The organism is Ferrovibrio terrae, assembly GCF_943372915.1.
Classification (GTDB): Bacteria; Pseudomonadota; Alphaproteobacteria; order Ferrovibrionales; family Ferrovibrionaceae; genus Ferrovibrio; species Ferrovibrio terrae_A.
This window is the reverse complement of the sequence record NZ_CALSAN010000006.1, coordinates 163,508-173,759: the sequence shown is the minus strand read 5'-3', so window position 1 is coordinate 173,759 and position 10,252 is coordinate 163,508. Positions and strand designations below refer to the sequence as shown.

Genomic DNA, 10,252 nt, shown 5'->3' with positions numbered 1-10,252 from the left:
CGACCCTGCAGTCCCTGCAGGTCCGCCAGCAGCTCAACATCCAGGCGCTGTCGATCGCCAACCAGCAGCCCAACACGCTGCTCAGCCTGTTCCGTTAATTTCCGGTTTAAACCGGGTACGGGAAGGGGGCCTCCGGGCCCCCTTTCTTTTTGCCGGGTTGCGCAGGGTTTCTTGACGGGGCGGCGGAAGCGGGATAGCCCTGTCCGGTGTCAACCAATATGGAGGGAGGGGTCGCGATAATCCCCTCCAGATGCTGTGCCGCTCATCATTACGCTCAAGGCCGGTGAGAAATTTATCCTGAATCGCGCGGTGCTTAGTCTGTCCAAATCAGCGAGCATCATTATCGAAAATAAAGCTTCGTTCCTCCGCGAAAAGCACATAATGAAGCCGGAGGACGTGGATACTGGTGCTAAGCGAATTTATTACTACTGCCAGTTGGCCTATCTCTGGGACGAGCAATTCGACGAATACTATCCCCAGATCAAAGCCGCCTGTTTGGAGTTCGTTAAGGCTGCACCGAGTACTCATGCTCTGATTGCCAATATCGGAGCCGCGCTGGTCCAGAAGGACTATTTCAAGCTTCTGAAACTGGCGCGTCGCCTGATTGAGGTTGAGAGGAGATTGATAGATGTCGGGAAGAAACCCGTATCTGACAGCGCAAAACACCCTTGAGTCGCCACGGCAGCTCGAGTACCGGCTGTTTTCGTCGGTGACGCGCGCCCTTCTCGATGTGCGCCCTCTGATGCAGAGCAAGCAACCTTCTGATGTATCCAAGATTGCCGCAGCCATCGGCTGGAATCGCGATGTCTGGAATCATCTGATGCCGGAAGTGCTCGATGAGGCGAACACCCTGCCCAAGGACACCAAGGTTTCGCTGATCAACATCTGCATCTTCGTCAACAAGCACACCGACAAGATCACCCAGGGGCAGTCGACCGATATCGAGCCTCTGATTCAGATCAACCGCAACATCATGGACGGCCTGCGATAGCCGCAGGGATGTTTCCCGGCGGCCGTCTGCCCGCCTTGCGCCGATGACCGGCCCTGCGATGGATTGGCGCAAACGCCTGCAGCATGCGGTTACGCTGCACCAGTCAGGCCACCTGGCCGAAGCCATCATCCAATACCGCGATGTCCTCACCGAGCGCAGCGATAACAGCGACGCACTGCATCTGCTCGGCATGGCTTTGGAGCAGGCCGGCTTCGCTGCCCAGGGGCGCACCTTTGTCGAACATGCGATCCGCATCGACCCGCAGGTGGCCGCCTATCACAACAGTCTGGGCAATATCCATCGCGCGCTGGGCGACAGCGCTGCCGCACGGGCAGCCTATCAGGCCGCACTCGACCGCGACCCGGCCCTGGCCGAGGCGCATGACAATCTCGGCCTGATCGATCAGGCCGCGTCAGACTGGCCGGCCGCCATCGCGCATTTCATGGCAGCATTGAACAGCGACCCCGGCCTGCTGTCGGCACGGCTCAATCTTGCCGTGACCCAATGGCTGGCCGGTGACCGTGAGCAGGCGCCGACCATGCTGGCGGCCGTGTTGCGCGCTGTGCCGGCCTATGCGGCGCAGCTGATCACGCTGGCCAAACGCAGCGCCGCCGCGCAGGACGATGCGGGCACGCAGCAGTTGCTCGCGCTGCTCGATGCGGCACTGCCAGCCGCAGAGCGGCATTTCTTCGCTGGCATGCAGGCCAAGCAGCGCGGCGATGCGACGATGGCGGAACAGGAATTCCAGGCTGCACTGAGGGCCGATCCGCAGCATGCCGAAGCACTGCCGATGCTGGCCGGCCTGCTGATCGCGCGCGGCGCCTATGCGGATGCGATTCCGCTGCTGGAGCGGCGGCACGCGGCCAAGCCCGACGACCAGTCGACGCTGGCCGCACTCGGACTGGCCTATGCACGGGCTGGACAGCATGAGCAGGCTATCCCGCTGCTGCAGCAGGCGCTCGCCGCACAGCCGGAGGATATGGGGCTGATGGCGGATCTGGCGCAGTGCCTGGATCACGCCGACCGCCTCGATGAGGCCTGCACGCTCTATGCACGCATGATTGCCCTGCATCCCGATGACGCTCTGGCCTATGCCAATATGGCGGGCCTGGAGGTGCGGCGCGGCAATCTGCCGGCGGCGCGCAAGCTGGCGGAACAGGCTCTGGCACTGCGGCCTGACTCGCCCGCGGCACTCGGCAACCTCGCCAATATCTGCGGTCTGGAGAAGCGGTTTGACGAGGCCATCGCGCTGTATCACCGCCTGATCGCGCGCGACCCGGAAGACGGCAACAGCCGCAACAATCTCGCCCTGCTGCTGCTGCGTCTGGAGCGCTATGCCGAGGCCTGGCCGCATTTCGCCTGGCGCTGGAAAAGCGCGACCTGGACCACGCCTGATCGTGGCCGCGGCCTGCCGCGCTGGGATGGTCGCCAGCCGTCGCCTGACCTGCATTCCGGGCGCCTGCTGCTGTGGCGCGAACAGGGCATCGGCGATGAGATTCTCTATGCCGGCCTGCTGCCCGAGATGGTAACGCGTATGCCAGATGTTGTGCTGGCGAGCGATCCGCGCCTGGTGCCGCTGTTCCGCCGCTCGTTCCCGACCCTCACCGTGGTTGCCGATGATGCCACGCTGGATCCGGTCGCACTCGAATTGCGCTGCCAGGCACCGGTCGGTGATATGGCAGCGCTGCTGCGGCCCGATGCCGCCGCCTTCGCGCGCCAGCCGGTCGCCTATCTGAAAGCCGATCCCGCCCGCCGCGCGCAGTTCCGGGCCCGCTATGCCGAGCATAATGGTGCAGAGGGGGGCAAGCTGCTGGTCGGCCTGTCCTGGGCCAGTCGCAATCAGCGTGCTGGACGGTACAAATCGCTGGCGCTGGCCGACATGGCGCCGCTCCTGCGTGAAGCCGATGCCAGTTTCATCTCACTGCAATACGGGGCCAGCATCGAGGATATCGAGGCGCTGCGCCGGGATACCGGCCTGATGGTGCGGCACGATCCGGCGGTCGACCCGCTGGTCGATATCGATGCGCAGGCCGCACAGATCGCCGCCCTCGATCTGGTGGTGACAGTCAGCACCGCCGCTGCCCATCTCGCCGCAGCCCTAGGGGTGCCAACCCTGATCCTGCTGCCCGATGACTGGGGGCAGCTCTGGTACTGGGGCGAGGCGGGCGAGCGTTCCGTCTGGTATCCGGGCGTTCGGCTGTGCCGCAACACAGGGGACGGCAGCGCTGTCATGCTCCAGCGGGCCCTGGCGCAGTTTCGCCAGATGCAGGCGGAGTTGCGCGCAGGGCGGGGTTAGCCGGCGGTCTGCCGGGCGGCGTGAAGCGGCTCACGGGGCGCTGATTCCGTGCTAGAATCCCTCCGGGCCGTTTCCACCATTCTGCGCATTTACCTTCGATAAACCTAAATATGCGACGAAGTGGTGGGTTCAAACGGCCGATTCGCAAAACAAGGGGGTTATCCCATGGCGATGAACGAAGAAGAGCAGAGCAAGGTTACACGGGAATCCTTCGTCGCGACTTGGGAGGCTTTGGTCAATGGTGGCATCAGCCGCGAGATCGTTGCCGCGATTGCCATGAGCATGGCGCTGGCGGAACTGACCTCGCTGTTTGGCAAGGCCGTCACGGCCCATGGCCTGGAGAAGCTGCCCGACACGATCCGCTCGGGCGCCTTCGACGCAAAGAAGTAAGGTTCGCGCTCCGAAGCGGTCTTCGGCGCAGACAAAGAAAAAACCGGCCATTGGCCGGTTTTTTTCTGTCTGCAGGATATTCTGTCGTCGGCCGCTGGCGCTCAGACCTTGATGTCGATCAGCTTGCCGGTGCCGGGAGACGTGGGGGCAGACGTGGCCTGAATGGCTTTGACATTCTCAAGCCCGGCGGCCACGGCGCTCAGCACATTAATCTGTGTATCGCGGGCCACCTTAAGGCCCACCATATACAGCTGCTGTTTGACGCCCGAGACTTCCATTTCCGCTCCGGAATTCTTCCTGAGTTAGGAGGCCATTCTAGCCAATCGGTCGCCCCAGGCAAGGCCGAATCCCCCTCATTCTATGGGAATCTATGGTTAATATGGTCGGCGCAGGAGCGCTTCCGCCGGCGCGCATTTGCCGCTAAATTGGTTTCATATGTAACAAATCGGGCCGCTGGGACGGCCCGGCTGCACTCTGGGAGGGGGCAGGATGGCAGCAGGGGCGGATTTCACCTATCCGGCCTTCGGGTATGCACCGCCCCCGGTGGGGGCTGGCGGCACCGAGGCCTGCCGGGTCGCCATCATCGGCGGCGGGCCGGTCGGCCTGTCGGCGGCGCTGGATCTGGCCCGCCAGGGCATCGCCTGCATCCTACTGGACGAGGAAGACAGCGTCAGCGTGGGCAGCCGGGCGATCTGCTACGCCAAGCGCACGCTCGAGATCTGGGACCGGCTGGGGGTGGGTCAGCGCATGCTGGCCAAGGGCGTGACCTGGCGGCTCGGCAAGGTGTTCCATGGCGAACAGCAGCGCTACGGCTTCGACCTGCTGCCGGAAAGCGGGCACCAGTTTCCGGCCTTCATCAACCTGCAGCAATATTACGCCGAACTGTATCTGGTGGAGGCGGCACGCCAGCAGCCGCTGATCGACATGCGCTGGAAGCACCGGGTGACCGATGTGGTGCCGGGCAATGATAATACCAGGCTGACCGTCGAGACGCCGGATGGCGATTACACCCTGCTGGCCGATTACGTGCTGGCCGCCGATGGTGCGCGCTCGACCATCCGCCGCAAGCTTGGACTGGATTTTAAAGGCCAGGTCTTCGAGGACCGTTTCCTCATCGCCGATGTGAAGATGAAGGCCGACTTCCCGGTAGAGCGCTGGTTCTGGTTCGATCCGCCCTTCCACAGTGGCGGATCGGCGCTGCTGCACAGCCAGCCCGATGATGTCTGGCGCATCGACCTGCAACTGGGCTGGCAGGCCGATCCGGATGCCGAACGCAAGCCCGAACGCGTGATTCCAAGGCTGAAAGCCATGCTGGGCGAGGACACGCCGTTTGAACTGGACTGGGTCAGCATCTACACCTTCCAGTGCCGCCGGCTCGAACGTTTCCGCCATGGCCGTGTGCTGTTCATCGGCGATTCCGCGCATCAGGTTTCGCCCTTCGGTGCGCGCGGTGCCAATTCCGGCGTGCAGGATGCCGACAACATCGCCTGGAAGCTGGCATATGTGCTGCGTGGCGAGGCGTCGGAAGCGCTGCTCGATACCTACGATACCGAGCGCAGCGCGGCTGCCGATGAAAACATCCTGAACTCCACCCGCAGCACCGATTTCATTTCGCCCAAGGGCACGATGGCCAAAGCGCTGCGCGATGCCGTGCTCGATCTTGCCGCCGATCACGCGTTTGCGCGCCGGCTGGTGAATTCCGGGCGGCTATCGCTGCCGAGCACGTACCGCGACACGCCGCTCTCGACGCCGGATCGCGATGCCTTCAGCGCGGGTCCGCCGCCCGGTGCACCGGCCGTGGATGCGCCGCTGGCCGACGGCGACTGGCTGCTGCGCCGCTGTGGTGCTGGTTTCACGCTGCTGAGTTTTGGTGCCCCGCCCGATCTGGTCCCGGGACTGCAGCAACGGATCAGGACGGTGACCCTGCCGGCGACGGGCCTGGCCGCCGAACGCTATGGCGCCGGCCCGGGCAGCGTATATCTGTTGCGCCCGGACCAGCATGTTGCGGCGCGCTGGCATAAGTCATCAAATCAAGATATTTCAATAGCTTATGATCGGGCATTGGCCCGGGCAGGCTGATCCGACGCTTGACAGGACGGGGCCGGGCCTTATGACTGGCGCGGCTTTTTTCACCCCGCCAGATTCACCAGCAGGAGTCTCCGATCATGAGCCGTGCCTTCTTGTTCCCGGGCCAGGGTAGCCAGGCCGTCGGCATGGGCAAAGAGCTTGCCGAGGGCTTTGCCACGGCACGCGAGCTGTTCCAGGAGGTGGATGACGCCCTGTCGCAAAAGCTGTCGAAGCTGATGTTCGAGGGCCCGGAAGCCGATCTGCAGCTGACCGAGAATGCGCAGCCCGCACTGATGGCCGCCAGCATGGCGGTGGTGCGGGTGGCCGAGAAGGATTTCGGCGTCGACCTGGCAGCCAAGGGTGCCTTTGCTGCGGGCCATTCGCTGGGCGAGTATTCCGCGCTGTGCGCCATGGGTGCGCTGACGGTTGCCGATGCCGCGCGCCTGCTGAAATTGCGTGGCCAGTCGATGCAGAAGGCCGTGCCGGTGGGCGAGGGTGCCATGGCCGCGCTGCTGGGTGCCGAACTCGATGTCGCCATGCAGGTGGTGGCCGAGGCTGCTCAGGGCGAAGTGCTGGGCTGCGCCAATGACAATGGCGGCGGCCAGGTGGTGATCTCGGGCAAGAAGAGCGCCGTCGAGCGCGCCATCGAGGTGTCGAAGACCAAGGGCGTGAAGCGCGGCATGCTGTTGCCCGTCAGCGCGCCGTTCCATTGCGCGATGATGCAGCCGGCCGCCGATGCGATGGCGGAAGCCCTGGCCGGCGTTCGCATGAATGCGCCGAAACTGCCGGTGGTTTCGAACGTTACGGCCAAGGGCGAGTCCAACCCCGACGACATCAAGAAACTGCTGGTGCAGCAGGTGACCGGCCTGGTGCGCTGGCGCGAAGGCGTGCAGTGGCTGAAGGCGCAGGGTGTTGCACAGGTGGTCGAACTGGGTTCGGGCAAGGTGCTGGCCGGTCTGGTCAAGCGCATCGACAAGGATATCGAACCGATCAGCATCGGCCTGCCGGCTGATCTGGAAAACTGGGCCAAGACTCTCTGATTTCTTCGGGCCTCTGAGAAGGATACGCATATGTTCGATCTGACCGGCAAGTTTGCCCTCGTCACCGGTGCCACCGGCGGCATCGGTGCTGCGATCGCCACCGCGCTGCATGCGCAGGGCGCCACCGTGGCGATCTCGGGCACGCGTGAAGCCGTGTTGCAGGAACTGGCAGCCAAGCTGGGCAGCCGTGTTCATGTCGTCCCCTGCAACCTCGCCGATATTGCGGCGGTGAATGCCCTGGTCGGCCAGGCCGAGGCCGCCATGGGCCAGGTCGATATCCTGGTCAACAATGCCGGCATCACCCGCGACACCCTGGCGATGCGCATGAAGGACGAGGACTGGCAGGCGGTGCTGGACGTCAACCTGGGCGCCGCCTTCCGGCTCGCCCGCGCTTCGCTGAAGGGCATGATGAAGCGCCGCTGGGGCCGCATCGTCAGCATCTCCTCCGTGGTCGGCACAACGGGCAATCCGGGCCAGATCAATTACGCAGCTGCGAAGGCCGGCCTGAACGGCATGACCAAGGCGCTGGCCCAGGAAGTGGCCTCGCGCAACATCACCGCGAACTGCGTCGCCCCGGGTTTCATCCAGACCGCGATGACCGATGTGCTGACCGATCAGCAGAAGGAAATGATTTCCCAGAAGATTCCGGCCGGTCGACTCGGCCAGGGTGCGGAAATCGCCGCTGCGGTGGTTTATCTGGCCTCGGAGGAAGCGGCTTACGTGACCGGACAGACCTTGCATGTTAACGGCGGTATGGCCATGATTTCCTAAGGAAATCCGGTCTCGAATCACACCGTTCCGGGCTCCCGGAACGGCTTGGAAGCGCGGGGTTTCTATGCTAAGGGAGGCCCCCATCTGCCCACCGCCAGTCGCGTAAATGCTGGTGTTGGCAGCCACAACCACAGGGATTTATGAAATGAGCGACATTGCTGAGCGCGTTAAGAAGATCGTCGTCGAGCATCTTGGCGTCGAAGAAGAGAAGGTCACCGAGGCGGCAAGCTTCATTGATGACCTGGGCGCGGACAGCCTGGACACGGTCGAGCTGGTGATGGCGTTCGAAGAAGAGTTCGGCGTCGAGATCCCCGATGATGCCGCCGAGAAGATCCTGACCGTCAAGGACGCGATTGATTTCATCAAGGAGCGGTCGGCGTCTTAATCGACCGCCGCGTCTCGCCTCTATCCGTTCAGTCACGAAAGGTACCGCTATGCGTCGTGTCGTCGTCACCGGCCTCGGCCTGGTCACGCCACTCGCCTGCGGCGTCGAGGCCACTTGGCAGCGTCTGATCAACGGTGAATCCGGCCTTGGCCCGATCACCCGTTTCGACGCTTCCGAGATGTCCGCGAAAATCGCCGGTCAGGTTCCGCTCAAGGCGGATTTCCCTGACCGTGCCGATGCTTTCGATCCCGACGAATGGATGGAGGCGAAGGATCGCAAGCGCGTCGACGATTTCATCGTCTTCGGGCTGGCAGCCGCCAAGCAGGCGGTGAAGGATTCCGGTTGGGTTCCGGCCGACGAAGAGCAGCGCTGCCGTACCGGCGTGCTGATCGGCTCCGGCATCGGCGGCCTGAATGGTATCGAGGAAGCCGCGATCCTGCTCAAGGAAAAGGGCCCCCGCCGTATCAGCCCGTTCTTCGTGCCGGGCCGTCTGATCAATCTGGTCTCCGGCCATGTCTCGATCGAATACGGCTTCAAGGGTCCGAACCACGCTGTCGTCACCGCCTGTTCGACCGGCGCGCATGCCATTGGCGATGCCGCTCGTCTGATCATGTGGGACGATGCCGATGTGATGGTGGCCGGCGGTGCCGAAGCCACCATCGGCCCGCTCGGTGTCGCCGGCTTCTGTGCCTCGCGTGCCCTGTCCACCGGCTTCAACGACAATCCGACCAAGGGCTCGCGCCCCTGGGACAAGGGTCGCGATGGTTTCGTGATGGGCGAGGGTGCCGGTGTGGTGGTGCTCGAGGAACTCGAGCATGCCAAGGCGCGCGGCGCCAAGATTTACGCCGAAGTGGTCGGCTATGGCCTGTCGGGCGATGCCTATCACATCACCGCGCCGCATGAGAGCGGCGATGGTGCCTTCCGCTGCATGCAGATGGCCCTGAAGCGGGCCGGCATGCAGCCGACCGATATCGACTACATCAATGCCCATGGCACCTCGACGCCGCTGGGCGACGAGATCGAGCTGGGCGCCGTGAAGCGCCTGTTCGGCAATGCGATGGGCAGCCTGTCGATGTCGTCGACCAAGTCGTCGATCGGCCACCTGCTCGGCGCGGCTGGCGCCGTGGAGGCGATCTTCTCCACGCTGGCGATCAAGACCGGCATCGTGCCGCCGACGCTGAACCTCGACGATCCCAGTGATGTCGCGATCGGCCTCGACCTGGTGCCGCACAAGGCCAAGCAGCGCGAGGTGCGCGCGGCGCTGTCGAATTCCTTCGGGTTCGGCGGCACCAATGCCTCGCTGGTCCTGAAGCGGTACGACGCCTAAAACCCCGATGAAGCGGTTGCTGCGCGGCCTGCTGGCAGTCCTGCTGGCGGGCGCCATCGCCCTGTCTGCGGCCTGGCTGTGGTATGCCGACTGGCTCGACAGTCCCGGTCCGCTGGCGCAGGACCGTATTGTGCTGATCCCGCGCGGCACGCGTGTTGCCGGCATCGCCGAACGTCTGGCCGAGGCCGGAGTGGTGCAGCATGCGCGCCTTGTGGAGTTGGCCGCTTGGCATACCGGCTTGGCCCCAAGCCTCAAGGCCGGCGAATATCAGTTCGCACCGGGCGATACGCCGCGCCAGGTGCTGGAACGCATCGCCGCGGGCAAGGTGCTGGCGCGACGCCTGACCATCCCTGAAGGACAGATGACGGTGGAAATCCGTCGCATCATCGAAGCGGGCGAAGCCCTGGCCGGTGCCTGGCCGACGACGCCGGTGCCCGAGGGCAGCCTGTTGCCGGAGACCTATCAGTATATCCACGGCGATACGCGCAGCGATCTGGTTGCGCGCATGCGCAAGAGCCGCGACGATCTGCTGGCCGAGCTATGGCCGAAGCGCGCGGCCGGCCTGCCGCTGGCCACGCCGGAACAGGCGATCATCCTGGCCTCCATCGTCGAGGCCGAGACGCCGGTGCCGGCCGAGCGTGCGCGCGTCGCTGGTGTCTATCTCAATCGTCTGAAGCGTGGCATGAAGCTGCAGGCCGACCCCACCGTGGCCTATGGCATCACGCGCGGCGAACGCGAACTGGAGCGACCGCTGACGCTGAATGATCTGGCCCAGCCGAGCGCATGGAACACCTACACCATTGACGGCCTGCCGCCGACGCCGATCAATCATCCCGGCCGCGCCAGCATCGCCGCCGTGCTGCAGCCGGAAAGCCACGGTTTCCTGTATTTCGTGGCGGACGGAAAAGGCGGCCATGTGTTCGCCACCACCTACGACCAGCATCTGAAAAACGTGGCGGCCTATCGCGCCACGCAGCGCCGGTAA

General features: G+C 64.2%; 11 protein-coding genes. 10 read left to right on the top strand and 1 reads right to left on the bottom strand.

Annotation, left to right across the window (positions count from 1 at the left end):
* Positions 1-255: 255 nt before the first annotated feature.
* From AAG821_RS06585 to AAG821_RS06570, 4 genes are all read left to right on the top strand, one after another.
* Entirely contained in the window at positions 256-672 is a 417-nt protein-coding gene (locus AAG821_RS06585) for a flagellar biosynthesis repressor FlbT (RefSeq protein WP_341912878.1), read from the top strand.
* A complete protein-coding gene (flaF, locus tag AAG821_RS06580) occupies positions 629-991 on the top strand; it encodes a flagellar biosynthesis regulator FlaF (protein WP_341912876.1) in 363 nt (120 codons plus the stop codon). Before AAG821_RS06585 ends, flaF begins: the two co-directional genes overlap by 44 nt.
* A 58-nt stretch (positions 992-1,049) precedes the next feature.
* Entirely contained in the window at positions 1,050-3,287 is a 2,238-nt protein-coding gene (locus AAG821_RS06575) for a tetratricopeptide repeat protein (RefSeq protein ID WP_341912874.1), read from the top strand.
* 165 nt (positions 3,288-3,452) lie between these two features.
* On the top strand, positions 3,453-3,677 hold the full coding sequence (locus tag AAG821_RS06570) for a hypothetical protein (RefSeq protein ID WP_341899034.1): 225 nt from the start codon (positions 3,453-3,455) through the stop codon (positions 3,675-3,677).
* Positions 3,678-3,778: 101 nt separating this feature from the next.
* On the opposite strand, the gene AAG821_RS06565 is transcribed toward AAG821_RS06570, so the two are convergent.
* Positions 3,779-3,955 (bottom strand): hypothetical protein, encoded by a 177-nt coding sequence (locus AAG821_RS06565; protein ID WP_341912872.1) that lies wholly within the window; start codon positions 3,953-3,955, stop codon positions 3,779-3,781.
* Between the two features lie 211 nt (positions 3,956-4,166).
* Between AAG821_RS06565 and AAG821_RS06560 the strand changes: the two genes are divergently transcribed.
* The 6 genes from AAG821_RS06560 to mltG all read left to right on the top strand — a co-directional run bounded on the left by AAG821_RS06560 (position 4,167) and on the right by mltG (position 10,252).
* Entirely contained in the window at positions 4,167-5,756 is a 1,590-nt protein-coding gene (locus AAG821_RS06560) for an FAD-dependent oxidoreductase (RefSeq protein ID WP_341912870.1), read from the top strand.
* A gap of 86 nt (positions 5,757-5,842) precedes the next feature.
* The gene (fabD, locus tag AAG821_RS06555; RefSeq protein WP_341912868.1) at positions 5,843-6,784 is read left to right on the top strand and encodes an ACP S-malonyltransferase; all 942 of its coding nucleotides are present in this window, start codon (positions 5,843-5,845) and stop codon (positions 6,782-6,784) included.
* Between the two features lie 30 nt (positions 6,785-6,814).
* Positions 6,815-7,555, top strand: coding sequence for a 3-oxoacyl-[acyl-carrier-protein] reductase (gene fabG, locus AAG821_RS06550; RefSeq protein WP_341912866.1), 741 nt, complete (start codon positions 6,815-6,817; stop codon positions 7,553-7,555).
* A gap of 145 nt (positions 7,556-7,700) precedes the next feature.
* Positions 7,701-7,940, top strand: coding sequence for an acyl carrier protein (locus AAG821_RS06545; RefSeq protein ID WP_290809430.1), 240 nt, complete (start codon positions 7,701-7,703; stop codon positions 7,938-7,940).
* A 49-nt stretch (positions 7,941-7,989) separates the two neighbouring features.
* Positions 7,990-9,267, top strand: coding sequence for a beta-ketoacyl-ACP synthase II (gene fabF, locus AAG821_RS06540; RefSeq protein WP_341912864.1), 1,278 nt, complete (start codon positions 7,990-7,992; stop codon positions 9,265-9,267).
* 7 nt (positions 9,268-9,274) lie between these two features.
* A complete protein-coding gene (gene mltG, locus AAG821_RS06535; protein WP_341912862.1) occupies positions 9,275-10,252 on the top strand; it encodes an endolytic transglycosylase MltG in 978 nt (325 codons plus the stop codon).

What these genes read in the sequence shown, in the direction of transcription:
- flaF (WP_341912876.1), top strand. Translation starts at nt 629, where the DNA reads ATGTCGGGAAGAAACCCGTATCTGACAGCGCAAAACACCCTTGAGTCG.
- AAG821_RS06575 (WP_341912874.1), top strand. Translation starts at nt 1,050, where the DNA reads ATGGATTGGCGCAAACGCCTGCAGCATGCGGTTACGCTGCACCAGTCA.
- AAG821_RS06570 (WP_341899034.1), top strand. Translation starts at nt 3,453, where the DNA reads ATGGCGATGAACGAAGAAGAGCAGAGCAAGGTTACACGGGAATCCTTC.
- AAG821_RS06565 (WP_341912872.1), bottom strand. Translation starts at nt 3,955, where the DNA reads ATGGAAGTCTCGGGCGTCAAACAGCAGCTGTATATGGTGGGCCTTAAG.
- AAG821_RS06560 (WP_341912870.1), top strand. Translation starts at nt 4,167, where the DNA reads ATGGCAGCAGGGGCGGATTTCACCTATCCGGCCTTCGGGTATGCACCG.
- fabD (WP_341912868.1), top strand. Translation starts at nt 5,843, where the DNA reads ATGAGCCGTGCCTTCTTGTTCCCGGGCCAGGGTAGCCAGGCCGTCGGC.
- fabG (WP_341912866.1), top strand. Translation starts at nt 6,815, where the DNA reads ATGTTCGATCTGACCGGCAAGTTTGCCCTCGTCACCGGTGCCACCGGC.
- AAG821_RS06545 (WP_290809430.1), top strand. Translation starts at nt 7,701, where the DNA reads ATGAGCGACATTGCTGAGCGCGTTAAGAAGATCGTCGTCGAGCATCTT.
- fabF (WP_341912864.1), top strand. Translation starts at nt 7,990, where the DNA reads ATGCGTCGTGTCGTCGTCACCGGCCTCGGCCTGGTCACGCCACTCGCC.
- mltG (WP_341912862.1), top strand. Translation starts at nt 9,275, where the DNA reads ATGAAGCGGTTGCTGCGCGGCCTGCTGGCAGTCCTGCTGGCGGGCGCC.